Raw genomic sequence first — 23,990 nt, 5'->3', positions numbered from 1 at the left:
CCCGTAAATCCCGGTATAGAGTTCCTTCTGCGAGCATTGGACTATAACAAGGTTTCGCCGTGGTCAGGCTCGCTGCTGCCGCTCCCCGAGAGGGACCGAGCACCAACGAGAACCGGCAACAAGACCGGCAAACCCGCCGCAAAGACTCGAAAAGAGCGCGCGGACATCGATCGAAACAGCAAGCTAGTCAAAAGGATTATCGCAATGAAAAAGACACTGTTAGCGACTGCCATCGCCGGTGCCATGGCCGCCTCCGGCGCCCAGGCCGCCACCGTCTACAACCAGGACGGCACCAAGCTCGACATCTACGGCAACATCCAGCTTGCCTACACCGACATCGACAATGCGGATGGCGAAAGCGAAGACGGCATCGGTGATAACGGCACCACCTTCGGCTTCGCCGCCGAGCACGTCATCTACGACGGCCTGACCGGCTACCTGAAGCTCGAGTTCGACGACATCAAAGCCGACGAAATGGCTACCGATATCGATAATGACGATGCCGGTGACACCGCCTATATCGGCCTGAAGGGCAACTTCGGTGACGTGCGTCTCGGCTCCTACGACCAGCTGATCGACGACTGGATCCAGGATCCGCTGACCAACAACGAATACTTCGACGCCTCCGACTCCACCGGCCTGCACGGCAACGGCGCCGACCAGCAGACCGACAAGGTCACCTACACCTCGCCGTCCTTCGGTGGCCTGCAGTTTGCCGTCGGTACCCAGTACAAGGGTGACACCGATTCCTTCGACAGCCGTGCCGACCAGGGCAGCAGCAACGCCTCCTTCTTCGGCGGCGCCAAGTACACCGTGGGCGCCTTCTCCATCGCCGCGGTCTACGACAACCTGGATAACGTCGTGTACCGCGACGCTGACGGCAATGTCGACAGCGTTGGCGACCAGTACGGCATCACCGCCCAGTACACCATCGACACCCTGCGCCTGGCCGTGAAGGCGGAGCGTTTCGTCTCCGACGCCGACTCCGATGCCGATGCAGCCGCTGTTGAAGCTGGGAATGTTCCCGGTGCCTTCTACGAGGAAGACACCAACTTCTACGGCGTCAGCGCCCGCTACGGCTACGGCATGGGCGACGTCTACGCCGCCTACCAGTACGTCGACGTGGGCGCCAGCGATTTCGCCGACGAGGTCGAGCAGTCCGTCGAGGACGAGCAGGATCGCGACGAGACCTACAACGAGGTCATCCTGGGCGCCACCTACAACATCTCCGACGCCATGTACACCTGGGCCGAAGTGGCCATGTACGACCGCGAAGACGACGAAGGCGACGGCTTCGGCGTGGGCGTGACCTACCTGTTCTAATCCCGCTGGCAGGGGTATCCTGCTGCAGGGTTGATATCGAAAGCCGATCCCCCGGGATCGGCTTTTTTATTGAGGGCAACAAGCGAGCAAGCGAGGTGTTATGAAACGGCCGATCGTGACCGCGAGCCTGCTGGCACTGGGCGTGACGCTCTCCGCCGCCCCGGTGCTGGCCAGCGAGATGGAAGAGCGCTTCCGCGAGGAAGGCAAGGGCATGGACCTGACGGGCATTTTCAATGCCGAGACCGATGCGCACAGCCGCAGCTTCAAGTTCGGTGGCGTCAACGAGCATGCCTTCACGGTGGACGAGGCGGGGCGTTACCGATTCACCAGTCGGGTAACGTCCGGCTACTCCGATGACTATCGCATCGCCGCGGTGCTCGAGAGCGAGCGCGGTGACGTGATCGCCCGCAGCGAGGCGCTGGGCCAGAACGGCGGCCTGGAGATGCGCCAGCAGCTGGCGCCGGGCGACTATGTGCTGCGCGTGGAGGGGCAGCGCTTCGGCACGCGCGGCAGGGCCGGCGACGGTTACTCCGTGCATGTGGCCGGGCTGGACGACCAGGGTCGCGTCATCGAGGACAGCGTCAGCGATGGCGAGGGCATCTTCTTCACCGGTCAGAACCGCCAGGGCGGCGACTCCGTCTTCGTGCGCGGCGACGATGCCGTGGCGACCCTCGGCGGTGGCGCCGCGGCCTCTCAGGCGGCAACGACCGGCGATTCGACGTCCGCTGCGGCCGGATCCGCTGCGGCCGGGTCTGCCGTGGCCGGTGCCGCTTCCGGTAGCGTCGAGTCAGCAGCGGCTAGCGACACCCGTCAGGCCCCGGAGGCCGAGTCTGCGCAGCGCGCCGGCTTCGAGACCATCGTGACCGACGTGAAGATCCGTGCCCGCGGCGAGGTGCTGACCTTCAACGTGGCCGAGCGGGGCAGCATCGCCATCACCACCTCGACCTTCCCCACCGGCTACGAGGACACCTACCGGATCGAGCTGGAAGTGCTCGACGCCTCGGGCAGCGTGGTGGCCGAGGGCGCCGGTCAGGGCTTCGACGGCGATGTCGACATGACCACCGAGCTGGCCCCGGGGCGCTATCGCATCCGGGTGCAGGGTCAGAAATTCGGTAACGCGCGTGAAGGCGTCAACAACTACGAGCTTCGCGTCGAGAGGCGCTGAGCGTCGAACAGAGGGGCGCCGCTCGGCGCCCCGTTCGCTGTCGGCCGGTGCGTCAGCTGTCCATCTCCTCCTCCATCATCATGTGGATCAGCTCCTGGAGCTCCTTCACCTGCTGCTCCAGCGCCTCGACGCGATCCTCGGCGGCGGCTTCATCGGCCCGCTGGTTGATCTCGTTCATCTTCTCCTGAAGCACCTCGGAATCCATGGCGTGGGCGGCGCCGCCCATCATCAGCATGGTCAGGAAACCTGCGATCATCATCTTGATGTTCATGGGACACCTCTAGGTTCGTGGAGTAGGGCATCGGACCCGTCGCCGGGTCTTCCCTGATTATAGTGTCGCCGCCAACGCCTTACTTACAGGGTGTTCGAGCCTGATAGTGCCAATCCCCGCCGAGCGCCGAACCGAGGCGGGTCGCCAGGCCTCTTTCGCATCGGGCCGGTCGAGGCTGTCACGCCCCGGTTGTTCCGCCTTCCCGTCTTCCTTCGCGCCTTTCTTCCGGCGCCGCCGGCCGGTGGCAGGTGCAGGAAGGCCGGTGCCTGAAGGCGTCGACAAAAGGGGAGGTCAGAAAACTCAGCGTGGTCTGATAAAGTAGCCGTGGCCCGTCATATGGAGATGATTCGTGCCGTATCCATTCTCGTCCTACCGGCGTCACGCCCAGTCGCTGAAGGGGCGCCTGATGCTGGGGCTGGTGGCTACCTGGATCGTGGTGATGGCCCTGCTGCTCCTGTTCGGCTGGCGAACGGGCGATGACTTGCTGGAGTCCTCCAACAACACGCATCTGCGCTATGAGGCACGGCTGATCGCCGACGACCTGACGAACCAGGCGCAGTCGCGCCTCGGTGCCCTGGAGCGTCTGGGCGCCGAGCTCGATGACGAACATGGCGCGGCCACCGTCCAGGATCAGCTCCATGGCAACGCTGCCCTGCTGGAGTGGTTCGATCGGCTCGTCGTCATGGGGGCCGACGGCCGCGTGATGGCGGTATGGCCGGAAATGACAGGCACGCAAGGCGTCGACCTGTCATACCGCGACTACTTCCGGCAGGTGCGTGATTTCCGTCAGCCCTACGTCAGCGAACCCTTCGTATCGTTCATGAGCGAAATCCCGATGGTCATGTTCACGGTGCCGCGGCTGGATGCGCAGGGGCGCTTCATGGGGGTGGTCGGGGGTGCCATCCATCTGAACGGCGATCGCCTCTTCCGGCGCCTGGATCGCCTGAGACTGGGCGAACGCGGCTATGCCAGCGTGATGAGCGTTGGCGGCACCTATCTCTATCACCCGGAGGACGACCAGGTGCTGCGCACGGTGCCGGAGGACGAGCGGAGCGACGCGCGGGCCCTGGCCCTGCTCGGCTGGGAGGGCGAAGTGCGTGAGCCCTTGCCCGATCACGGCATCGGCTACCGGGCCTATCGCCAGATCTGGCCGGCCAACTGGATCATCAGCGTGACGCTGCCCCGCGATCAGGTCATGGCGCCGCTGGCGGGCTGGTTGCAGCGCCTGGGGTGGTGGTTCCTGCCGGTCGCCTGCCTGCTGCTGCCGATGATCGGCTGGGTGCTGTGGCTGACGCTTAGGCCGCTCATGCGCCTCGAGCGGCAGATCGAGCAGGTCGGCCGTGGGCTGCGCAAGCGGGTGACGCTGAAGACCCGGATGCACGAGCTTCAGCAGGTGGCGGACACGTTCAACCGCGTCGAGGTGGAGCGCAGTCAGGCGCTGATCAGCCTGCAGCAGCGACAGGCCTTCCTCGACGCGGTGCTGGCCAGCTCGCCCGTCGGCATGTTCGTGACCGACACGGCGGGCAACATGACGTACATGAATCCGGTGCTGATCGAGCTGACCGGCTTCTCGCGGGTCGATGACGCCAGGAGGGAGTGGGCGGCATACGTTCATCCCGATGACCGGGATACCCTGCTGGAGCTCTGGCGGTATCACATGGCAAGTGGCGAGGGCCTCAAGCAGCAGTTCCGCTATTGCCGGCAGGGCGGTGAGCTGCTGTGGCTCGAGGTGCATGCGGGGCCGGTGGCCGACGGGGGCGAGGCGCTGGGCTTCGTCGGCACGGTGAAGGACATCACCGCGCGGCGCGAGGAGGAGGCGATGCGCCAGTGGGAGGCCGAACACGATCCGCTGACGGGGCTGCTCAATCGTCGCGGCTTCGAGCGCCGCCTCGAGGAGGCGCTGGTCGACTGGCGCAAGACGTGCACGCCGTCCTCGCTGATCCTGTTCGATCTGGATCATTTCAAGCCGATCAACGACGAGGGGGGGCATGCCCTCGGCGACGAGATGCTGAGGCGTATTGCCCGGGTGATCGACCGGGAGGTGCGCGGCAGCGATCACGTGGCGCGCCAGGGCGGCGACGAGTTCGCGGTGCTGCTGCCCAGCTGTACGCCGCAGCACGCCGAGAAGATCGCCCGGGCCCTGGTCGATGCCGTGGGACGCGTCGACGTTCAACACGAAGGCCGAACGTATCGGGTCACGCTGAGCCTGGGACTGACCAGCTTGCGCGAGGGCGACCAGCGCATCGCCGCCGTGATCGAACGCGCCGATGCCGCCAGCTATCGTGCCAAGCGAGCCGGTCGCAATCGCGCCGTGGTCTGCCATGAGGCATCGGATGACAGTTCGTTACTGAAGTAAAAATAAGCGTGTGAAGGGGTTGTGCGATCGGCTCGTCGTCTCCATATCCCTGGCAAATCGCGACGCGCGCCAAGAGGTGTCCGGAGGCTCCCGGCGTCGCGATGCCGCTCAACCGATGCTGTGCAAGGAGACGCGACATGTCCGTCGATACCCTGTTGACCCCGTTTCGCCTCGGCGAACTGACGCTGCCCAACCGTATTCTCATGGCGCCGTTGACCCGCGCCCGCACGCCGGACAGCGTGCCCGGCGAGGCGCAGCAGGCCTACTATGGCCAGCGGGCCGGTGCCGGCATGATCATCAGCGAGGCGACCAACATCTCGCCCACCGCGCGCGGCTACGTCTATACGCCGGGCATCTGGACCGACGAGCAGGAGGCCGGCTGGAAGGGCGTCGTCCAGGCGGTCCACGCCAAGGGCGGGCGCATCGCGCTGCAGCTGTGGCACGTCGGCCGCGTCTCTCATGAATGGGTGCAGCCGAACGGTCAGGCCCCGGTGGCGCCCAGCGCGATGGACGCGGAAGGCGCGCAGTGCTTCGTCGAGTTCCCGGACGGCAGCGCCGGCCGCCATCCCACCAGCAAGCCCCGTGCGCTCGAGACCGACGAGCTGCCGGGCATCGTCGAGGACTATCGCCAGGCGGCCAAGCGCGCCGATCGCGCCGGCTTCGACATGGTCGAGGTGCATGCGGCCAACGCCTACCTGCTCAACCAGTTCCTGGCCACCGGCACCAACCATCGCACCGACCGCTACGGCGGCTCGCTCGAGAACCGGGCGCGCTTCCCGCTGGAGGTCATCGATGCCGTCGCCGAGGAGGTCGGGCCGCAGCGCGTCGGCGTGCGGCTGACGCCCTTCATCGAACTGTTCGGCCTCACCGATGACGAGTCCGAGGCCATGGCGCACTATCTGGCCGAGCAGCTGTCCGCGCGCGGCATCGCCTACCTGCATCTCAACGAGCCCGACTGGGCCGGCGGCGAGATCCAGTTCACCGACGACTTCCGCCGCAGCATGCGCGAGCGCTTCGCCGGTAGCCTGATCTTCTGCGGCCACTACGACGCCGAGCGTGCCGAGCGCCTGATCGAGGCGGGCATCGCCGATGCCGTGGCCATCGGTCGGCCCTATATCGCCAACCCCGATCTGGTTGAGCGCATCCGCACCGGGGCGGCCTGGAACGAGCCGAATCCGGAGACCTTCTATGGCGGCGGGGCCGAGGGCTATACCGACTATCCGTTCCTCGACAACGGCCACGACCGTCTGGGCAGCGAGGGCTGAGTCGCCTTGCCGGCCGTCGGCGCTGCGGCGTCGGCGGTCGGGACCATCGGCGTGGCTGCCGATAAACGCGCGGCTTTACCCGCGAGCAGGTGTCGATAGCAGGGGGCATCGAGAGATAAGGCAGGGGGGAAAGGCGTGGCGCCCCCATCAGGATTCGAACCTGAGACCTTCCCCTTAGGAGGGGGACGCTCTATCCAGCTGAGCTATAGGGGCGAAACGAGCGCTAGTATAAGCGCCTGAGCTGGCAAGATAAACCCGTCGCGGCGGTGCCGTGGCGGCGCCTTCCCGGGTAGAATGCCGTCATCACCGATGCGGATGAAGTGGCATGCCCGAGCCGTCCTCCTTTCTTTCCCCGGCGGGAGACCGCCACTTCGATGGCCTGGCCGACAAGTTCGCCGCCAGCCTCTACGGGGGCCTGCGCGGCGAGCTGCGCCTGGCGCTGCTCGACCGCCTGCTGCCCGAGATGCTCGACCTGCACGGCCAGCCGGCGCTGGAGGTCGGCGGCGGGCTCGGTCAACTGGCCGGCTGGCTCGTCGAGCGCGGCCATGCCGTCACCCTGTGCGAGCCCGCCGACGAGATGCGCGAGCGCGCTCGGCAGGCGCTGGCCGACCATCCCGTGCGTTTCGTCGAGGCACCGCTGCAGTCGCTGCCCGAGGCGGCTCCCGGCCCCTGGCCGCTGATCACCTGCCACGCGGTGCTCGAATGGCTGGGCGATCCGCGGGCGGCGCTGGCTACCCTGGCCGGCCTGCTGGCCCCCGGCGGCCAGCTGTCGCTGATGGTCTTCAATCGCGATGCGCTCAGGCTGTCCAACGTGGTCAAGGGCAACCTCGAGAAGGCCCTGGCCGACCGGCTGGAGGGCAAGGGCCAGCGCAAGCGCTTGACGCCGATCTCGCCGCTGACCCATGACCAGATCGTGGCCTGGGCCGCCGAGATGGGGCTCGTGGTGCGTGCCACGGCCGGCGTGCGCGTCTTCCATGACTACCTTCGCCAGCCGCCCCAGACCGAGGCCGAGCGCCGCGATCTGCTGGCGCTGGAGTGGCAGTACTGCCGCGTCGATCCCCACTGGCGGCTGGGCCGCTACCTGCTCTACACCCTGATTCGCCCCGAGGAGCCCGTGCGATGAATGCCGAGACCCCCGTCTGCCAGCTGCTGCAGCGCCAGGACGCCGACTATCGCGGCTGGCTGTGGGTGGCGCCGCCCCGCGATGCCTGGCTGGAGGGCGGCGAGGGCGAGCTGCTGGCCGCCGACCAGGCGTTGCTGACGGCCTGGCGCCGGCGCGGCCGCCCGGCGCTCTCGCCCTTCGACGACGATACCCCGGCGCCGCCCGGCGTGATGCTGTTCTGGCCCAAGGCCCACGCCCTGGGCGAATGGTGGCTGCTGTGGCTGTGCGCGCGGCTGCCGGCCGGCACGCCGCTGCAGGTGGTGGGCGAGAATCAGGGCGGCATCAAGCGGGTGCTCAAGGTGCTGGCGGCGCTGGGCCTCGGGTGCCGCAAGGTCGACAGCGCGCGGCGCTGCACCCTGTTCGCCTCGAGCCTCGACCGCCTCGCCCTCGACCCCGACGCGGCCTGGACCTCGTTCGAGGCGGAGCTCGGCCGCGAACGCCTGACCCTGGCCAGCCATCCGGGCGTGTTCGGTCACGGCAAGCTGGACGACGGCACCCGGTTGCTGCTCGAGCGGCTGCCCGAGGCGTTGCCGGCGACGGGGGAAGTGCTGGACCTGGGTTGCGGCGACGGCATCCTCGCCGCCTGGCTGGCGCACCGCGGCCATGGCGTGACCGCCGTCGACGTCAACGGCTTCGCCGTCGAGGCCACCCGGCGCACCCTGGCCGCCAATGGCCTCGACGGCGAGGTGCTGGCCGGCGATGTCTTCGACGGCCTCGGCGCCCGACGCTTCGACGCCATCGTCAGCAACCCGCCCTTCCATCAGGAGCGGGCCATCGACTACGGCCCCGCGGGGCGGCTGATCGCCGAGGCGCCGAAGCACCTGCGCCCGGGCGGGCGGCTGGTGCTGGTGGCCAACGCCTTCCTGCCGTATCCCGAGCTGCTGGAGCGGGCCTTCGGCGGCTTCGAGGTGCTTGCCGACGATCGACGTTTCCGAGTCTATTCGGCCCGCGTCCAGGCCGGGCGAACGTCATGAGCGACGCGGTCACGAACGATGCGACCCAGGCCCGCCGGGCGTCCCCGGCGGGCCTGGGTCGAGCGGGCCCGATGGCCGGGTGAGGGCTTACTGGGCGGTGGTCTGGCCGCCGTGGCTGTTCATGTCCGTGGAGCCACCCATGCCGGTGGAGCCCCCCATCTCGCCGGTGCCGCTCATGTTCCCGGCACCGCTCATGTCACCCGAGCCGGACATGTTGCCGGAACCGCTCATGCCGGCCGAGCCGCCCATCTCGCCGGAGCCACTTATGCCGCCCTCTGCGCCGCCGGGCAGTGTCTGACGCGCGGCCTCGAACTCTTCGCGGCTGAGGGAGCCGTCGCCGTTGGTGTCGGCGCTCTCGAGGTCGATGCCGTCCACGACGAGGGCCTCCTCGGCGCTCAGGATATCGTCGCCGTTGAGGTCCAGCCGGTCGAAGGACGGCGGGTTGGCGATGGCGGCACCGGCGCCGAGCAGGGCGAGGGGAAGCAGGCTCGTCTTCAGCAGCGTCTTCATGGGATTCCTCCTGGGATGCGTGCTTGGCGTACCACGAGCCGATGGGCTCGTCTGCCTTCTCTCAAGCCAGCGCCATGCCATCGGTATGATATTTTCCGCCATAACAGTCACTTGGCTCGATCTGTGCCGGCACGTGGCGAGCCTGCATGGTCCCGTGGTGGCCGTAAGCGTTGGCCCCCGGCGACGGTCTGTCGTTCATTCTTCGTTCAGGTGACTGATATCAAAGGTTTTATTGCTGTCGCCATCGCGCGTATCGCCGCGACATCGCTCACCGGTGACGCGGGAGGGAGGCCGCTCAGGGCCGGCGGTAGTCGATCTCGGTGATGATATAGGTGGTCTCGCCGCCCGGTGCGGTCACCGTCACCTCGTCGTCCAGCGGGCGCCCGAGCAGGGCCTTGGCCAGCGGCGCGTCGACGCTGATCCAGTGCTTGCCGGTGTCGGTCTCGTCGTGGCCGACGATGCGCAGGCGCATCTCCTCGCCGTGTTCGTCTTCCAGGGTCACGAAGGCGCCGAAGAATACCCGGTCGGTGTCCTCGGGCAGCCGGTCCACCACCTGCAGTTCGTCGAGGCGCTTGGTCAGGTAGCGGATCCGGGCGATCACCCGGTTCAGCTCCTTCTTGTTGTAGGTGTAGTCGGCGTTCTCGCTGCGATCGCCCAGGGCGGCGGCCTCGCCGACCTTGGTCGAGAGGGCGGGGCGCTTGACCCGCGACAGGTGGTCGAGGATGCCGCGCAGGCGATCGGCGCCCTCGGCGGTGATCAGGTTGCTCTTGGGTTCCTGGCGCGGGTCCTTGGCGGGATCGCGCCAGCGGGTCATGTTGCGGCCTTTCATCGTCGGCGCCCTCCTGTGGGATGCGAAGCAAAGGCTTCCATTGTGAGGCGAGGAGGCAGTCGAGGCCAGATTGGCGATTGATTCAAACGTTCGTTACATTTTCATGGCGTCATCCGGACAACCACAATCACAACGCATGAGGAAAGCGCCATGTCCACCCGCCGCCTGCCGACTCTCGTTCTCGGAATGGGGCTCGTGTTCGCCCCGCTGCTCCAGGCCCAAGCTCAGGCCCAGGCCCCGCAGGACGAGCTGTTCTCGCTGCGCAGCCGCTGGGAGCACACCACCACCGCGATGCCGGAGGCGCGTCGCGTCGATGCCCTCGCGTCCCTCGCCGCGGAGGCGAAGACGCTGGCCGAGTCTCACCCCGAGAGCACGGAGGCGAGCGTCTGGCGCGGCATCATCCTGGCCTCCCTGGCCCGGGAGAGCGGTGGCCTCGACGCCCTGGGGGCGGCCAAGGAGGCGCGCCGGGTGCTGGAATCGGCCCTCGAGCGGGACCCTCGAGGGCTCCAGGGCTCGGCCTACGTGACCCTGGGGGCGCTCTATGATCGTGCCCCGGGCTGGCCGGTGGCCTTCGGTGACGAGGAGACCGCCGAGCGCATGTTCCGCCGCGCCGAGGCCATCCGCCCCGACGGCATCGACGTCCACCTCTACTACGCCGCCTTCCTCGAGGACGAGGGGCGGGACGCCGAGGCGCTGGCGCATGCCCGGCGGGCGGCCGAAGGGGTGGCTCGCCAGGGGCGCGAGGCCTCCGATGCGGCGCTGCGCGACGAGGCCAGGGCCATGGTCGCTCGACTCGAGGAGTAGGCGGGCGCCTATCGGCATGAAGGGCGAGGCGAGCGGCGAGCTTGGCAGGATTCCGTCGCACCGGGATAATGGGCGCTTTCGCGATCACCGGAGAGTTCATGTCGGAACAGGATCCACAGCACGCCGCCGATGCGCTCGATGCCGCGCCCTTCGATGCCGGCGACGTGGAGATGATCGAGCGGCGCTGCCTGCATCAGGGCTTCTTCCGCCTCGAGGAGATGCACCTGCGCCACCGCCTGTTCGAGGGCGGCTGGAGCGCGCCGGTCACGCGCGAGGTGCATCGCCGGCATGACGCCGTGGGCGTGCTGCTCTACGATGTGGAACGGGACGCCGTGGCGCTGGTGGAGCAGTTTCGCGCCGGCGCCCTGGACGATCCGGCCTCGCCCTGGAAGCTCGAGGTCGTGGCGGGGCTGGTCGAGCACGGCGAGAGCCGCGCCGACGTCGCCCGCCGCGAGGCCGAGGAAGAGGCCGGCTGCCCGGTGGGCGAGCTGATCGAGCTGCATACCTACTACCCCAGCCCGGGGGCCTGCGACGAGCGGGTCACGCTGTTCTGCGGGCTGATCGACAGCCAGGGCCTGGGCGGCATTCACGGCCTCGACGAGGAGCACGAGGACATCCGCGTGCACGTGATGCCCTTCCCCCGGGCCTGGGAACTCATGCTGGCCGGAAGACTCGACAATGCCATGTGCCTGATCGCCTTCCACTGGCTGGCGGCGGAGCGGGCCTCATTGCGAGCGAGGAGGTAGCGTGTCGAGAAACGCCTATGTGACTGACCTGAAGACCCTGCAGGGCGAGTGCACCGCCAACTACGTGCGGCTGACCCGTCTGCTGGGCGACATGGAGGTCGGCGAGACTCGCGAGGTGGAGCTGGTCAGCCATGGGCGCCGCGTCGGCGCGCTGTGCCTGGAGCTCCTCGAGCGAGCGCCCTACACCAGCATCGTGCGAGTGTCCCAGCGCGGGGTGCTCGACGGCGTGCTCGAGGCGCCGCGCATGCGCGTGCACCTCTATCACGACGTGCGCATGGCCGAGGTCAACGACTTCCAGCGCCAGCGCCACTTCGACGGCCGCTATCGCTATCCCAATGCGCGCATGCACCAGCCCGACGAGAAGCTGCAGCTCAACCGCTTCCTCGGCGAATGGCTCGATCACGGCCTGGCCCACGGCCACTCCATGGACCTGCCCGAGCTGCCGTGACGCGCCGCATGCCCCCGGAAACACCCAGGCCCCGCCACAGGGCCGTCATCGAGGACGCCCCGGCCCGATGCGACTGATCCAGATCACCGACTGCCACCTGCACGCCGATCCTGCCGCCCGCTGCCGCACCGGCCTGCCGCATCGCCAGCTCGAACGCGTGGTGGCCGCCGCCGCCGGCCTGCGGCCCGACATGGTGCTGCTGACCGGCGACATCAGCGAGGACCGCACCGCCGCCTCCTACGCCGAGGCCGAGCGCCTGCTGGCGCCGCTCGACTGCCCCTGGTTCTGGCTGCCCGGCAACCACGACGACCCCGGCCTGATGGCCGACTGCCGGCCCTTCCTCGATGCCGTGGACCTGGACGCGCGCCGCCTGCTGCTGCTCGACACCCAGCGCATCGGCCAGGAGGCCGGCGAGCTCGGCGAGGCCCGGCTGGCGGCTTTCGCCGCCCGGCTCGCCGAGGACGACCGGCCGACGCTCGTGCTCATGCACCATCCGCCGGTGGCGGTGGGCTCCGCCTGGATGGACGCGCTCGGCCTGACCGACGCCGTGGCCTTCTGGGACGTCGTGGCCGACCACGCGCACGTCGAGGCGGTGCTCTGCGGACACATCCATCAGGCCTTCGCCGGCCGCGGCCCGGAGGCCGCCGGCGGCGCGCCCGTCTACGGCTGTCCCTCGACCAGCGATCAGTTCCTGCCCGGCGCCGAGGACTTCGCCGTCGACGAGGCCTCGCGTCCCGGCTTCCGGGTCGTCGACCTGAGTCGCGGCGCGTTCGCGACCTGGGTGGAGCGCGTCGAACTCTGAGCGTTCGTCGAGCCCGATTGGCGATAGCGCTTTTGTGTCTAAAAAGATAGATATTAATTCTTTTACGTTATTATCGCCCTCGGGGTACCCTCTGGCGCATGATCCTTTTTCCGCCCACGTCATGCGAGGTAGCCGGGCCATGAACAGTCTTCATGCACCGACACGCGATAGTGCCGTCACGGCCGAGGGCAGCAGTGCCGCTGCGGGCCTGACGCCGCGGCGGCTGACGCATCTGCAGCAGCTGGAAGCCGAGTCCATCCACATCATCCGCGAGGTGGCCGCCGAGTTCGCCAACCCGGTGATGCTCTACTCCATCGGCAAGGACTCCTCGGTGATGCTGCACCTGGCGCGCAAGGCCTTCTATCCCGGGCCGCCGCCGTTCCCGCTGATGCACGTCAACACCACCTGGAAGTTCCGCGAGATGATCGAGTTCCGCGACCGCATGGCCGCGGAATCCGGCATGGAGCTGATCGAGCACATCAACCAGGAAGGCGTCGAGGCGGGCATCAACCCCTTCGATCACGGCTCCAGCGGCTACACCGACGTGATGAAGACGCAGTCGCTCAAGCAGGCGCTGGACAAGTACGGCTTCGATGCCGCCTTCGGCGGCGCGCGCCGCGACGAAGAGGCCAGCCGCGCCAAGGAACGGGTGTTCTCCTTCCGCGACAAGCACCACCGCTGGGACCCCAAGAACCAGCGCCCCGAGCTTTGGAACCTGTACAACGCTCGCATCAACAAGGGTGAGTCGATTCGCGCCTTCCCGCTCTCCAACTGGACCGAGCTGGACATCTGGCAGTACATCTATCTCGAAAACATCGACATCGTGCCGCTGTACTTCTCCGCGCCGCGTCCGGTGGTCGAGCGCGACGGCATGCAGATCATGGTCGACGATGACCGCCTGCCGCTCGAGGAGGGCGAGGTGCCGGAAGAGAAGTGGGTGCGTTTCCGCACGCTCGGCTGCTACCCGCTGACCGGCGCGGTGGAGTCCACCGCCACCACGCTGCCCGAGATCATCCAGGAAATGCTGCTGACCCGCACCAGCGAGCGCAGCGGCCGCGCCATCGACCACGACCAGGCCGGCTCGATGGAGAAGAAGAAGCGCGAGGGGTATTTCTAAACATGTCACATCAGTCCGAACTCATCGCCGACAACATCGAGCAGTACCTGCACGAGCACGAGAACAAGGACCTGCTGCGCTTCATCACCTGCGGCAGCGTCGACGACGGCAAGTCGACCCTGATCGGCCGGCTGCTGCACGACTCCAAGATGATCTTCGACGATCAGCTGGCGGCCATCACCCAGGCCTCGAAGAAGAGCGGCACCACCGGTGAAGAGGTGGATCTGGCGCTGCTGGTCGACGGCCTGCAGTCCGAGCGGGAGCAGGGCATCACCATCGACGTGGCCTATCGCTTCTTCTCCACCGACAAGCGCAAGTTCATCATCGCCGACACCCCGGGGCACGAGCAGTACACCCGCAACATGGCCACCGGGGCGTCCACCGCCGGCCTGGCGGTGATCCTGATCGACGCCCGCTACGGCGTGCAGACCCAGACCAAGCGCCACAGCTTCATCGCCGACCTGGTGGGCATCCGCCACCTGGTGATCGCGGTCAACAAGATGGACCTGGTCGAGTACAGCCAGGCGCGCTTCGACGAGATCGTCGCCGAGTACCGTGCCTTCGCCGAGCAGCTGGGCGCCGACGACATCCACTTCGTGCCGCTGTCCGCGCTCAAGGGCGACAACGTCGTCAACAAGAGCGAGTCCATGGAGTGGTACGACGGCCCGGCGCTGCTCGAGCTGCTCGAGAGCGTCGAGGTCCGCGCCGATCACAACCTCACCGACCTGCGCCTGCCGGTGCAGTACGTGAACCGCCCGAACCTGGACTTCCGCGGCTACGCCGGCACCCTGGAGGCGGGCGTGCTGCGCCCCGGCCAGGCGGTCAAGGTGCTGCCGTCCGGCAAGACCTCCACGGTCGAGCGCATCGTCACCTTCGACGGCGATCTGGACGACGCCTACCCGGGTCAGGCGATCACCGTGACCCTCGAGGACGAGATCGATATCTCCCGCGGCGACTGGATCGTGGCCGCCGATGCCGAGGTGACCGAGGCCGCGGCCTTCGACGCCGACATCGTGTGGATGAGCGAGCAGGCCCTCGAGCCGGGCCGCCAGGTCGACATCCGCCTCGCCGGCCGTTCGGTGGCGGGCAGCGTCGACACCATCCACTACCAGGTCGACGTCAACACCCTGGAGCAGCATCAGGCCGAGCGCCTGGAGCTCAACGCCATCGCCCGCTGCCGCGTGGCGCTGACCGGCGAAGTGCCGATCGACAGCTACGACCGCAGCCCGGGCACCGGCAGCTTCATCGTCATCGACCGGCTGTCCAACATCACCGTGGGCGCGGGCATGATCCGCGGCGCGGCCGAGGCCGGCAGCGTGGCCGCGGGCGAGGTCGACTGGGCCGGCTTCGAGGTCGAGCTCAACGCCCTGGTGCGCAAGTACTTCCCGCACTGGGAGGCCAAGGACATCAGCCAGCTGCTCGGCCGCTGATGCCCTGATCCGCCCTGCGGGTAGCACGAGGCCCCGTCGCGCAAGCGGCGGGGCCTCGTTGTTTCCGAGGGCTTTATGGGGTCAGACCCCGGCCAAGGCTGAAGAATGACCGCCGGGGCAGCGGAAAGCGGTATCAGCGCGGCCGGTTGGCGACCAGCACCGCGCGGCGCGGCGCGGGATGGCCCTCGCGGGTCCTGGTCGGATCGTCGGGGTCGAGGAAGTCGGCCAGCGACTGGAAGGTCATCCACTCGGTGGCGCGCTGCTCGTCGAGCGAGGTGTCGGCCTCGTCGACCACCCGCACGTTGTCGAAGCCGGCGCGCTCGAGCCAGCCGCACAGCGCGGCGGAGGAGGGCAGGAAGTAGACGTTGGGCATGGCGGCGTAGCGCTCGCCCGGCAGCAGCACCGTGGTGGCGTCGCCCTCGACCACCAGGGTCTCCAGCACCAGCTCGCCGCCGGGGCGCAGCGCGGCCTTGAGCTGGGCCAGATGCTCCAGCGGCGAGGGGCGGTGGTAGAGCACGCCCATCGAGAACACGGTGTCGAAGAAGGCCAGCTCCTCCGGCACGTCCTCGATGCCCACCGGCAGGAAGTGCACCGCGCCGTCATCGGCGTCGCCGACGAAGTGGCGCACCGCCTGGAACTGCCAGTAGAAGCGTGGCGAGGGGTCGATCACCAGCACGAAGCCGGCGCCGTCGCCGGCCATGCGCCAGGCGTGATAGCCGTTGCCGCCGCCCACGTCGAGCACCCGCCGGCCGGCCAGCGGCGCCAGGTGCGGCGCCACTCGCTGCCATTTCCAGTCGGAGCGCCATTCGGTGTCGATGGTCACCCCGCCGAGTCTGTACGGCCCCTTGCGCCACGGCGCCAGCACGCGCAGCAGGCTCTCGCTCTGGCGGCGGCGCGAGGCATCCAGCTCGGCGTCAACCGTGACGTGGTCGGCATCGAGGCGCACCTCGCGGCCCTCCGGCAGCGGCGGCAGCTTGGCCACCGCCTTCTCCCAGGCCGGCAGGTCGCCGAAGCGCGAGCGGTCGAGGCCGCGGGCCAGCTGCTCGGGCAGCCGGGCCAGCCAGGTATCGAGCCCCTGGTCGAGGAAGGCCCGATAGAGCGGGCGATGGGCGTCGGGAATCGGCACGTCAGTCTTCCTTGAAGGCGATCAGCGAGGCGAAGTTCAGGTACTGGAACCACACCAGCGAGCGCGAGAAGCCGGCGCGGGCCAGCCGCTCCTTGTGCGTGTCCAGGGTGTCCGGCACCAGCACGTTCTCCAGCGCGGTGCGCTTCTGGCTGATCTCCAGGTCGCTGTAGCCGTTGGCGCGCTTGAAGTCGTGGTAGCGCTCCACCAGCCAGGCGTTCTCCTGCTCGTCGGCGGCCTTGATCTTCTCGGAGAGCACCAGCACGCCGCCGGGCTCCAGGGCCTCATAGAGCCTCGCGATCACGGCGTCGCGATCCTCCGGCGCCAGGAACTGCAGGGTGAAGTTGAGCAGGATCATCCCCGACGGCGCGTAGTCGAGGGCGCGGATGTCGCCCTCGATCACCGTCAGGTCGTGGTCCGGGCTCTCGGTGGAAAGCGTCTCGCGGGCGCGCTCGACCATGGCCGGGGACAGGTCGACCCCGGTATAGCGGAAGGCCGCCGGCGGCAGCTGGCCGGCCAGGGCGAGCCCGGAGGCGCCCAGCGAGCAGCCCAGGTCATAGACGTGGCCGCCGTGGCGCAGGTGGCGCCGGGCCAGCGGGCCGAGCATGGCCAGTATCTGGCCATAGCCCGGCACCGAACGCCGGATCATGTCGGGGAAGCAGGAGACCACCCGCTCGTCGAACGAAAAGCGCGCCACCCGGTCCAGGGGTGTGGAAAAGATGGCGTCACGGTAAGATGCGTCACTCATATCGCAGGGATTCATGGGCTGGAAGCCCGACATTCTACTCCCCTGTTGTCGGCTACACGACAGGATGTCCAGGAGAAATTCCATGAGCCATACCCCCATCGATCAGCAGAGGGCCTGGTGTGCCCTCGCCGAGCATGCCGCCGGCATGGGGCGCCGGCACCTGCGCGATCTTTTCGTCGAGCAGCCGAGCCGCTACGACACCTTCGGCCGCAGCGCCGCGGGGCTGACCCTCGACCTCTCCAAGCAGCGCTGGACCGACCAGACCCTCGAGCTGCTGCTCGACCTGGCCCGCGAGGCCGACGTGCCCGAGGCGATCCGCGGCCTGCTGGCCGGCGAGCGCGTCAACCGCAGCGAGGACCGCCCGGCGCTGCACACCGCGCTGCGCCTGCCCGCCGACGCCCGCCTCGAGGTCGAGGGCCAGGACCTGGTCGCCTCGGTCCACGCCACCCTGGATCGCATGGAGGCCATGGTCGAGCGCTTCCACAACGGCCAGTGGCGCGGCGCCACCGGTAAGCCGATCCGCGACGTGGTCAACCTCGGGGTCGGCGGCTCCGATCTGGGGCCGCTGATGGTCACCCACGCCCTGGCCGACTATCGTCCCGACGTCGAGCAGCGCATCGATGTCCACTTCGCCTCGACCATGGACGGCTCCCAGCTGGCCGACTATCTGGCGCGGCTGAATCCCGAGACCACGCTGTTCGTGCTGTCGTCGAAGTCCTTCACCACCATCGACACCCTGTCCAACGCGCGCACCGCGCGAGACTGGCTCAAGGCGCGGCTGCTGGGCAGCGGCCAGGAGGGCGTCGATGAGGCGCTGCTGATGCGCCAGCACTTCATCGGCGTCTCGGCCAGCCCCGAGAAGATGAGCGAGTGGGGCATCGCCGACGATCACCAGCTGGAATTCTGGGAGTGGGTCGGCGGGCGCTACTCGCTGTGGGGCGCCATCGGCCTGCCCATCGCGCTGGTGGTCGGCATGGAGCACTTCCGCGGTCTGCTGGCCGGCGCCCACGAGATGGACCGCCACTTCCGCGAGGCGGAGCTTGCCGACAACCTGCCGGTGCTGCTGGCGCTGGCCGGCATCTGGAACGTCAACTTCCTCGACATCCGCGCCCACTCCATCCTGCCCTACGACGGCCGGCTCGAGTATTTCGCCGCCTACCTCGAGCAGCTGGAGATGGAGTCCAACGGCAAGTCGGTGACCCACGACGGCGAGAGCGTGAGCTACTCCACCTGCCCGGTGCTGTGGGGCCAGCTCGGGCCCAACGCCCAGCACGCCTTCTATCAGCTGCTGCACCAGGGCACCCAGGCCGTGGAGTGCGACTTCATTGCGCCCAAGGTGCGCTACGACGACGTGCCGGACCCGGCCACCCGCGACCACCTCATGGGCCAGCACCGGCTGACGCTCGCCAACTGCTTCGCCCAGTCCCGGGCGCTGATGCTCGGCGACGCCGCCGTGGCCGACGACGAGGATGGCCCGCGCCCGGGCCACCGCCGCTATCGCGGCAACCAGCCCTCCAGCACCCTGCTGCTGGATCGCCTCACGCCCCAGACCCTGGGGGCGCTGGTGGCACTCTATGAGCACAAGGTGTTCGTGCAGGCGACGATCTGGGACATCAATCCCTTCGACCAGTGGGGCGTGGAGCTGGGCAAGACCATGGCCGGCGAGACCCAACGCATCCTCCAGCACGAGGCCGGCCTCGAGGGCATGGACGACTCCACCCGCGGGCTGATCGAGGCGGTATGGGCGGCCGAGCCCCAGGCGGGCGCGTGAGCGTTATGGCGCCCGTTCCTTGTGCCGGGCTGGCCATTTATACAGGGGTTCGGGTATGCTGAGCGCCGCTCTGCCGCGCGTGCCGGCCAGCGGCGTGCTCTACCTGCACGGCTTCAACAGCGGCGCCGCCTCGCCCAAGGCGGCGCTGATGCGCGAGGCCTGCGAGGCGCTAGGATTGCCCTGCGCCGCGCCGGACCTGCCGCATCGCCCCGAGCGGGCCCTGGAAGAGGCCGAGGCCCGGCTCGGTGAGCTGGGCGACCGCCCGCTGGTGGTCGGCAGCTCGATGGGGGGCTTCCTGGCCACCGTGCTCGCCGAGCGCCACGACCTGCCGGCGGCGCTGATCAACCCGGCGGTGGCGCCGGCGCGGCTGGTCGAGGCCTGGATCGGCGAGGTCTTCGTCAATCCCTACCACGGCCAGCGCTTCACGGTGGGCATCGCCCATCGGCAGGCGCTGGAGACGCTGGCGCCCGAGCGGGTCACGCCGGCACGCTACCTGCTGCTGCTGGGCACCGCCGACGAGACCCTGGACGCCCGCGACGCCTTCGCGCTCTATCGCGGCGCCCGGACGATCCTCGAGCCCGGCGGCGATCACGGCTTCTCGACGCTGGCCGACTACCTGCCGGCGATCTTCGCCCAGGGCGGCCATGCCCTGGAAGCCGGGCGGGTGGCGCCCCGCGGCTGAGCGCGCGGATACGAACATGCATAGGACACAGACGACGCCATGACCCAATACAGTGCCAGCTCGATCGAGGTGCTCGCCGGGCTCGAACCGGTGCGCAAGCGCCCCGGCATGTACACCGACACCGCGCGCCCCAACCATCTGGTGCAGGAGGTCATCGACAACAGCGTCGACGAGGCGCTGGCCGGCCACGCCGGCAAGATCGGCGTGCGGCTGTTCGAGGACGGCGGCGTCGAGGTCAGCGACGACGGGCGCGGCATGCCCATCGACATCCACCCGGAGCACGGCGTCTCCGGCATCGAGCTGATCATGACCAAGCTCCACGCCGGCGGGAAGTTCTCCAACTCGAGCTACCGCTTCTCGGGCGGCCTGCACGGGGTCGGCGTCTCGGTGGTCAACGCGCTGTCCAAGCGCCTCGAGGTCGAGGTGATCAAGGGCGGGGAGCGCCACGGCATGGCCTTCGAGCACGGCGAGCTGGCCTCGCCGCTGGAGGTGATCGGCAGCGCCGCCAAGCGCGCCACCGGCACCATCCTGCGCTTCTGGCCGGAGGCCAGCTACTTCGACTCGCCACGGCTGTCGCTGTCGCGGCTCAAGCACCTGCTGCGTGCCAAGGCGGTGCTGTGCCCGGGGCTCGAGGTCTCGCTGACCGAGGCCGACGGCACCCAGAGCGTGTGGCAGTTCGAGGACGGCCTGCGCGACTACCTGGCCCAGGCCACCGACGGCTATGAGGTGCTGCCGGCCTCGCCCTTCGTCGGCCACTTCGCCGACGAGGAGCACGGCGTCGACTGGGCCGTGCAGTGGCTGCCGGAGGGCGGCGAGCCGCTGCTCGAGAGCTACGTCAACCTGATCCCCACGCCCCAGGGCGGCACCCACGTCAACGGCCTGCGCGCCGGACTGCTCGAGGCGCTGCGCGAGTTCTGCGACTACCGCAGCCTGTTGCCGCGCGGCGTCAAGCTGACCGCCGAGGACCTGTGGGAGCGGGTCTCCTTCGTGCTCTCGGTGAAGATGCTCGACCCGCAGTTCGCCGGCCAGACCAAGGAGCGGCTCTCGTCCCGCGCGGTGGCCGGCTTCGTCTCCGGGGTGGTCAAGGACGCCTTCTCGCTGTGGCTCAACCACCACGTCGACCAGGCCGAGGCGCTGGCCGAGCTGGTCATCAGCGCCGCCCAGCGGCGCCAGAAGAGCGCCAAGAAGGTGGCGCGCAAGAAGGTCACCTCCGGCCCCGCGCTGCCCGGCAAGCTGGCCGACTGCTCGGGGCAGGACCCGGCGGCCAGCGAGCTGTTCCTGGTCGAGGGCGATTCGGCCGGCGGCAGTGCCAAGCAGGCCCGCGACCGCGATACCCAGGCCATCCTGCCGCTGCGCGGCAAGATCCTGAACACCTGGGAGGTGGAGGCCCACGACATCTACGGCTCCCAGGAGGTCCACGACATCGCCGTGGCGATCGGCATGGACCCGGGCAGCGACGACCTCGGCAAGCTGCGCTATCACAAGATCTGCATCCTCGCCGACGCCGACTCCGACGGCCTGCACATCGCCACGCTGCTGTGCGCGCTGTTCGTGCGCCACTTCCCGGCGCTGGTCGACGCCGGCCACGTCTTCGTGGCCATGCCGCCGCTGTACCGCATCGACCTGGGCAAGGAGGTCTTCTACGCCCTGGACGAGAGCGAGAAGGCCGCGATCTTGAAGCGCCTGGAGGGCAAGCGCGGCACGCCCAACGTGCAGCGCTTCAAGGGCCTCGGCGAGATGAGCCCGCTGCAGCTGCGCGAGACCACCATGGCCGCCGATACTCGCCGCCTGGTGCAGCTGACCCGCGAGGAGGGCGACGGCACCCTCGAGATGATGGACATGCTGCTGGCCCGCAAGCGCGCCTCCGACCGCAAGAGCTGGCTCGAGGACTACGGCAACCTCGCCGACATAGACGTCTAGCCGCCGAGCGACAAGCGACAAGCGCCGAGCTACAAGCACCAAGCTACAAGCACCAAGCTACAAGCACGAAGGCGAGCGGCGCCGGGGGCAGGTCGAACGGGGAGGTCCTTTCCAGGGATGGAAAAGGTAGGGCCCAGGGATGGGTTCACAGTGCCTCCGTGATGGTCCGACACTTCGGGGCCTGTCGCCGGAACAGCCGCGGGTAGCGGACACAGATTTTGAACCCTGACCAAGGGCACACCGTATGACCATGGATATCCAGGTGGCGGAGGGCGACGTCGAGCGCCTGTCCCTCCGCGAGTACACCGAGAAGGCGTACCTCGACTACTCGATGTACGTCATCCTCGACCGGGCGTTGCCCCACATCGGCGACGGCATGAAGCCGGTCCAGCGGCGCATCGTCTACGCCATGCGCGAGCTGTCGCTGAACGCCAACGCCAAGTACAAGAAGTCGGCGCGTACCGTCGGCGACGTGCTCGGCAAGTTCCACCCCCACGGCGACAGCGCCTGCTACGAGGCCATGGTGCTGATGGCGCAGCCGTTCAGCTATCGCTATCCGCTGGTGGACGGCCAGGGCAACTGGGGCAGCCCCGACGATCCCAAGTCCTTCGCCGCCATGCGCTACACCGAGGCGCGGCTGTCCAAGTTCAGCGAGACGCTGCTCAGCGAGCTGGGGCAGGGTACCGTGGACTGGACCGCCAACTTCGACGGCACCATGCAGGAGCCGGTGGTGCTGCCCTCGCGGCTGCCCCATGTGCTGCTCAACGGCGGCACCGGCATCGCCGTGGGCATGGCCACCGACATCCCGCCGCACAACGTGGGCGAGGTGGTCGAGGCCACCTGCCACCTGCTGCGCCATCCCGAGGCCACCACCGTCGACCTGATGGAGCGCCTGCCGGGGCCGGACTTCCCCACCGCCGCCGAGGTCATCACCCCGCATCGCGAGCTGCGCAAGATCTACGAGAGCGGCCGCGGCTCGGTGAAGATGCGTGCCCGCTATGGCCTGGAGGAGGGCAGCGTGGTGATCTCCGCGCTGCCCTACCAGGTCAGCGGCGCCAAGGTACTCGAGCAGATCGCCGCCCAGATGCAGGCCAAGAAGCTGCCCATGGTGGCCGACCTGCGCGACGAGTCGACCCACGAGGAGCCCACCCGGCTGGTCATCGAGCCTCGCTCCAACCGGGTCGATATCGAGGCGCTGATGGCGCACCTGTTCGCCACCACCGATCTCGAGAAGAACGTGCGCGTCAACATGAACGTGATCGGCCTCGACGGCCGGCCGCGGGTCATGCCGTTGCCGGACCTGCTCGGCGAGTGGCTGCGCTTCCGCCGCAGCACCGTGCGCCGGCGTCTCGAGCATCGGCTGGGCAAGGTCCAGGACCGCCTGCACATCCTCGAGGGCCTGCTCACGGCCTACCTCAACATCGACGAGGTGATCCGCATCATCCGCGAGGAGGACGAGCCCAAGGCCGCGCTGATCGAGGCCTTCGGGCTCAGCGAGCGCCAGGCCGAGGCGATCCTCGAGCTGCGCCTGCGCCACCTGGCCAAGCTCGAGGAGATGAAGATCCGCGGCGAGCAGGACGACCTCGAGGCCGAGCGCGCCCGCCTGGAGGAGCTGCTCGGCTCCGAGGCCGCGCTGACCGACCTGATCGAGGAGGAGCTGCGCCAGGCCGCCACCGACTACGGCGACGCGCGTCGCTCGCCGCTGGTCGAGCGCGAGGAGGCCAAGGCGCTGTCCGAGGTGGAGCTGCTCGGCGCCGACCCGATCACGGTGGTGCTCTCCGAGAAGGGCTGGATCCGCGCCGCCAAGGGCCACGAGATCGACCCCGAGGGGCTCTCCTACAAGGCCGGCGACCGCTTCCATCTGGCCGCCCGCGGCAAGACCAACCAGCCGCTGGTGCTGCTCGACGACACCGGCCGCGCCTATACGCTGACCGCCCACAACCTGCCCAGCGCGCGTAGCCAGGGCGAGCCGGTCACCGGGCGCGTCAACGTGGCCGCCGGCGCCCACATGGCCGGGGTGCTGCTGGCGCCGCCGACCACCCGCTACCTGCTGGCCACCGACGGCGGCTACGGCTTCGTCGCCCGCCTCGAGGGGCTGACCGGCAAGAACAAGGCCGGCAAGGCGGTGCTCAGCGTGCCCCAGGGCTGCAACGTGATCGCGCCGCGGTCGATTCCGGAGGGCGAGGGCGTCAGCGTGGCGGCGGTCTCCAACGAGGGGCGGCTGCTGGTGTTCCCGCTCGAGCAGCTGCCGGAGCTGGCCAAGGGCAAGGGCAACAAGATGCTCGACATCCCCGGGGCCCGGGCCGCGCGGCGCGAGGAGTTCCTGCGCGACCTGACGCTGCTGGCGCCCGGCGAGGCGCTGGTGGTGCATGCCGGCAAGCGCAAGCTGACGCTCAAGGCCGACGATCTCGACTACTATCGAGGCGAGCGTGGCCGGCGCGGCAGCAAGCTGCCCCGGGGCCTGCAGAAGGTCGACCGGCTCGAGACAGAAGAAAAGAAATAGGGCGGTGGGGCGAGCCCGCGCCTTCGGCCTCGAAGGCAGCG

General features: G+C 68.7%; 21 protein-coding genes and 1 tRNA gene. 16 read left to right on the top strand and 6 right to left on the bottom strand.

The window, feature by feature from the left end:
- Positions 1-204 precede the first annotated feature (204 nt).
- Together ACGTNF_RS14385 and ACGTNF_RS14380 are read left to right on the top strand one after the other, a co-directional pair.
- Positions 205-1,323, top strand: a complete 1,119-nt coding sequence (locus ACGTNF_RS14385) for a porin (protein ID WP_394602263.1) — start codon at positions 205-207, stop codon at positions 1,321-1,323.
- 100 nt (positions 1,324-1,423) lie between these two features.
- On the top strand, positions 1,424-2,488 hold the full coding sequence (locus tag ACGTNF_RS14380) for a hypothetical protein (RefSeq protein ID WP_394602262.1): 1,065 nt from the start codon (positions 1,424-1,426) through the stop codon (positions 2,486-2,488).
- Between the two features lie 52 nt (positions 2,489-2,540).
- Here ACGTNF_RS14380 and ACGTNF_RS14375 read toward each other — a convergent pair whose 3' ends face one another.
- Entirely contained in the window at positions 2,541-2,759 is a 219-nt protein-coding gene (locus ACGTNF_RS14375) for a hypothetical protein (protein WP_394602261.1), read from the bottom strand.
- Between the two features lie 349 nt (positions 2,760-3,108).
- Here ACGTNF_RS14375 and ACGTNF_RS14370 point away from each other — a divergent pair, with 349 nt between their 5' ends.
- A complete protein-coding gene (locus tag ACGTNF_RS14370) occupies positions 3,109-5,115 on the top strand; it encodes a diguanylate cyclase (protein WP_394602260.1) in 2,007 nt (668 codons plus the stop codon).
- Between the two features lie 137 nt (positions 5,116-5,252).
- Entirely contained in the window at positions 5,253-6,380 is a 1,128-nt protein-coding gene (locus tag ACGTNF_RS14365) for an alkene reductase (RefSeq protein ID WP_394602259.1), read from the top strand.
- Between the two features lie 136 nt (positions 6,381-6,516).
- Here ACGTNF_RS14365 and ACGTNF_RS14360 read toward each other — a convergent pair.
- A tRNA-Arg gene (locus ACGTNF_RS14360) sits at positions 6,517-6,593 on the bottom strand.
- Between the two features lie 112 nt (positions 6,594-6,705).
- On the opposite strand from ACGTNF_RS14360, the gene ACGTNF_RS14355 reads away from it, so the two are divergent.
- Both ACGTNF_RS14355 and ACGTNF_RS14350 read left to right on the top strand, forming a co-directional pair.
- Complete coding sequence (locus ACGTNF_RS14355; RefSeq protein ID WP_394602258.1) at positions 6,706-7,503, top strand: methyltransferase domain-containing protein; 798 nt, start codon at positions 6,706-6,708, stop codon at positions 7,501-7,503.
- On the top strand, positions 7,500-8,516 hold the full coding sequence (locus tag ACGTNF_RS14350; protein ID WP_394602257.1) for a methyltransferase: 1,017 nt from the start codon (positions 7,500-7,502) through the stop codon (positions 8,514-8,516). Before ACGTNF_RS14355 ends, ACGTNF_RS14350 begins: the two co-directional genes overlap by 4 nt.
- Before the next feature lie 87 nt (positions 8,517-8,603).
- Here ACGTNF_RS14350 and ACGTNF_RS14345 read toward each other — a convergent pair whose 3' ends face one another.
- Together ACGTNF_RS14345 and greB are read right to left on the bottom strand one after the other, a co-directional pair.
- Complete coding sequence (locus ACGTNF_RS14345) at positions 8,604-9,026, bottom strand: EF-hand domain-containing protein (RefSeq protein ID WP_394602256.1); 423 nt, start codon at positions 9,024-9,026, stop codon at positions 8,604-8,606.
- Positions 9,027-9,321: 295 nt separating this feature from the next.
- A complete protein-coding gene (greB, locus tag ACGTNF_RS14340) occupies positions 9,322-9,855 on the bottom strand; it encodes a transcription elongation factor GreB (RefSeq protein ID WP_394602255.1) in 534 nt (177 codons plus the stop codon).
- A 150-nt stretch (positions 9,856-10,005) separates the two neighbouring features.
- Between greB and ACGTNF_RS14335 the strand changes: the two genes are divergently transcribed.
- From ACGTNF_RS14335 to cysN, 6 genes are all read left to right on the top strand, one after another.
- A complete protein-coding gene (locus ACGTNF_RS14335; protein ID WP_394602254.1) occupies positions 10,006-10,659 on the top strand; it encodes a hypothetical protein in 654 nt (217 codons plus the stop codon).
- 98 nt (positions 10,660-10,757) lie between these two features.
- Positions 10,758-11,405, top strand: a complete 648-nt coding sequence (locus tag ACGTNF_RS14330) for an NUDIX domain-containing protein (protein WP_152478310.1) — start codon at positions 10,758-10,760, stop codon at positions 11,403-11,405.
- A gap of 1 nt (position 11,406) precedes the next feature.
- A complete protein-coding gene (locus ACGTNF_RS14325; RefSeq protein WP_016856122.1) occupies positions 11,407-11,853 on the top strand; it encodes a DUF1249 domain-containing protein in 447 nt (148 codons plus the stop codon).
- A 67-nt stretch (positions 11,854-11,920) separates the two neighbouring features.
- Complete coding sequence (locus ACGTNF_RS14320) at positions 11,921-12,655, top strand: metallophosphoesterase (protein ID WP_394602253.1); 735 nt, start codon at positions 11,921-11,923, stop codon at positions 12,653-12,655.
- A gap of 139 nt (positions 12,656-12,794) precedes the next feature.
- Entirely contained in the window at positions 12,795-13,772 is a 978-nt protein-coding gene (gene cysD, locus ACGTNF_RS14315; protein ID WP_152478312.1) for a sulfate adenylyltransferase subunit CysD, read from the top strand.
- Between the two features lie 2 nt (positions 13,773-13,774).
- Positions 13,775-15,202 carry a sulfate adenylyltransferase subunit CysN gene (cysN, locus tag ACGTNF_RS14310; protein ID WP_394602252.1) on the top strand — a complete coding sequence of 476 codons (1,428 nt, stop codon included), beginning with the start codon at positions 13,775-13,777 and terminating at the stop codon, positions 15,200-15,202.
- Between the two features lie 133 nt (positions 15,203-15,335).
- Here the strand turns inward: cysN and cmoB are convergent, their stop codons facing one another.
- Both cmoB and cmoA read right to left on the bottom strand, forming a co-directional pair.
- Entirely contained in the window at positions 15,336-16,328 is a 993-nt protein-coding gene (cmoB, locus tag ACGTNF_RS14305) for a tRNA 5-methoxyuridine(34)/uridine 5-oxyacetic acid(34) synthase CmoB (RefSeq protein ID WP_394602251.1), read from the bottom strand.
- Position 16,329: 1 nt separating this feature from the next.
- Positions 16,330-17,073, bottom strand: coding sequence for a carboxy-S-adenosyl-L-methionine synthase CmoA (gene cmoA / locus ACGTNF_RS14300; protein ID WP_394602250.1), 744 nt, complete (start codon positions 17,071-17,073; stop codon positions 16,330-16,332).
- A gap of 82 nt (positions 17,074-17,155) precedes the next feature.
- Here cmoA and pgi point away from each other — a divergent pair, with 82 nt between their 5' ends.
- The 4 genes from pgi to parC all read left to right on the top strand — a co-directional run bounded on the left by pgi (position 17,156) and on the right by parC (position 23,949).
- The gene (gene pgi / locus ACGTNF_RS14295) at positions 17,156-18,844 is read left to right on the top strand and encodes a glucose-6-phosphate isomerase (protein WP_394602249.1); all 1,689 of its coding nucleotides are present in this window, start codon (positions 17,156-17,158) and stop codon (positions 18,842-18,844) included.
- Between the two features lie 55 nt (positions 18,845-18,899).
- Complete coding sequence (locus ACGTNF_RS14290) at positions 18,900-19,526, top strand: YqiA/YcfP family alpha/beta fold hydrolase (protein WP_016856115.1); 627 nt, start codon at positions 18,900-18,902, stop codon at positions 19,524-19,526.
- Positions 19,527-19,565: 39 nt separating this feature from the next.
- Positions 19,566-21,446 carry a DNA topoisomerase IV subunit B gene (gene parE, locus ACGTNF_RS14285; protein WP_016856114.1) on the top strand — a complete coding sequence of 627 codons (1,881 nt, stop codon included), beginning with the start codon at positions 19,566-19,568 and terminating at the stop codon, positions 21,444-21,446.
- A 244-nt stretch (positions 21,447-21,690) separates the two neighbouring features.
- A complete protein-coding gene (gene parC / locus ACGTNF_RS14280; RefSeq protein ID WP_152478316.1) occupies positions 21,691-23,949 on the top strand; it encodes a DNA topoisomerase IV subunit A in 2,259 nt (752 codons plus the stop codon).
- Positions 23,950-23,990 lie beyond the last annotated feature (41 nt).

The sequence above is a fragment of the Halomonas sp. B23F22_10 genome (assembly GCF_043496975.1).
Classification (GTDB): domain Bacteria; phylum Pseudomonadota; class Gammaproteobacteria; order Pseudomonadales; family Halomonadaceae; genus Halomonas; species Halomonas smyrnensis.
Note: the sequence above shows the minus strand (reverse complement) of the source record. Positions and strands in the feature narration are given on the sequence as shown.

Bases quoted from the DNA above. Each gene is read 5' to 3' on its own strand.
- ACGTNF_RS14385 (WP_394602263.1), top strand. From the start codon at position 205: ATGAAAAAGACACTGTTAGCGACTGCCATCGCCGGTGCCATGGCCGCC.
- ACGTNF_RS14380 (WP_394602262.1), top strand. From the start codon at position 1,424: ATGAAACGGCCGATCGTGACCGCGAGCCTGCTGGCACTGGGCGTGACG.
- ACGTNF_RS14375 (WP_394602261.1), bottom strand. From the start codon at position 2,759: ATGAACATCAAGATGATGATCGCAGGTTTCCTGACCATGCTGATGATG.
- ACGTNF_RS14365 (WP_394602259.1), top strand. From the start codon at position 5,253: ATGTCCGTCGATACCCTGTTGACCCCGTTTCGCCTCGGCGAACTGACG.
- ACGTNF_RS14355 (WP_394602258.1), top strand. From the start codon at position 6,706: ATGCCCGAGCCGTCCTCCTTTCTTTCCCCGGCGGGAGACCGCCACTTC.
- ACGTNF_RS14350 (WP_394602257.1), top strand. From the start codon at position 7,500: ATGAATGCCGAGACCCCCGTCTGCCAGCTGCTGCAGCGCCAGGACGCC.
- ACGTNF_RS14345 (WP_394602256.1), bottom strand. From the start codon at position 9,026: ATGAAGACGCTGCTGAAGACGAGCCTGCTTCCCCTCGCCCTGCTCGGC.
- greB (WP_394602255.1), bottom strand. From the start codon at position 9,855: ATGAAAGGCCGCAACATGACCCGCTGGCGCGATCCCGCCAAGGACCCG.
- ACGTNF_RS14335 (WP_394602254.1), top strand. From the start codon at position 10,006: ATGTCCACCCGCCGCCTGCCGACTCTCGTTCTCGGAATGGGGCTCGTG.
- ACGTNF_RS14330 (WP_152478310.1), top strand. From the start codon at position 10,758: ATGTCGGAACAGGATCCACAGCACGCCGCCGATGCGCTCGATGCCGCG.
- ACGTNF_RS14320 (WP_394602253.1), top strand. From the start codon at position 11,921: ATGCGACTGATCCAGATCACCGACTGCCACCTGCACGCCGATCCTGCC.
- cysD (WP_152478312.1), top strand. From the start codon at position 12,795: ATGAACAGTCTTCATGCACCGACACGCGATAGTGCCGTCACGGCCGAG.
- cysN (WP_394602252.1), top strand. From the start codon at position 13,775: ATGTCACATCAGTCCGAACTCATCGCCGACAACATCGAGCAGTACCTG.
- cmoA (WP_394602250.1), bottom strand. From the start codon at position 17,073: ATGAGTGACGCATCTTACCGTGACGCCATCTTTTCCACACCCCTGGAC.
- pgi (WP_394602249.1), top strand. From the start codon at position 17,156: ATGAGCCATACCCCCATCGATCAGCAGAGGGCCTGGTGTGCCCTCGCC.
- ACGTNF_RS14290 (WP_016856115.1), top strand. From the start codon at position 18,900: ATGCTGAGCGCCGCTCTGCCGCGCGTGCCGGCCAGCGGCGTGCTCTAC.
- parE (WP_016856114.1), top strand. From the start codon at position 19,566: ATGACCCAATACAGTGCCAGCTCGATCGAGGTGCTCGCCGGGCTCGAA.
- parC (WP_152478316.1), top strand. From the start codon at position 21,691: ATGACCATGGATATCCAGGTGGCGGAGGGCGACGTCGAGCGCCTGTCC.